Source organism: Vibrio sp. 1562, assembly GCF_033340155.1.
Taxonomy (GTDB): domain Bacteria; phylum Pseudomonadota; class Gammaproteobacteria; order Enterobacterales; family Vibrionaceae; genus Vibrio; species Vibrio alginolyticus.
Genome location: NZ_JAWOVY010000490.1, coordinates 1 through 620 on the forward strand (window position 1 = coordinate 1; position 620 = coordinate 620).

At 46.5% G+C, this 620-nt stretch carries 1 protein-coding gene; it reads right to left on the minus strand.

Annotated elements, in window-relative coordinates; all coding sequences use genetic code 11:
• A partial coding sequence (locus tag R7Z49_RS26000) for a sulfite exporter TauE/SafE family protein (RefSeq protein ID WP_318112560.1) occupies positions 1-620 on the minus strand: 620 nt, incomplete at both ends.

Consider the following 620-nt stretch of genomic DNA (forward strand, 5'->3'; position numbering starts at 1 on the left):
ATAAACCTACAAACCAAGCGTCATAAGCCAGCTTAATCGCTAATACGCTCACGACCGTGACAAAAACGGGACGAATGAACTTAGAGCCGAATCGAATTGCAGAATGCGCACCAACAAATGCCCCAGCCATTAAACACACACCCATTGTTAAGCCTAGCACCCAGTTAATGTGACCTAAAATAGCGAAAGTAATAAGTGAGGTAAAATTACTGGTGAAGTTCATCGCTTTGGCTAAACCAGAGGCGAGCAATATATTGAGACGGTACAGCGCCATAGAACTTACAGTCCAAAACGCGCCAGTTCCTGGACCGGCTAATCCATCGTAAAAACCAATCGACAAACCTTGCAGGTACTGTTTTTTATGCAGCTTTGGGCAAGGCTCTGGTATTGGGCTTTGATGAGGGGAATGTGGCGTTTTGTGGAATACGGTATACAGCGCAGCGGCTAATATAATAAGAGGCAAGACTTTTTCTAGCCAATCCGTACTGATTGCATCGACAAAGAGCGTGCCCAATGTTGCGCCGACAAGCGTTGCTGCAAACGCGCGCCCCCAACACTGAGGTTTGAACAAGCGTTTTTTGTAGTAAGTGAATGCGGCAGTTGACGATGCAAAGGTAGCA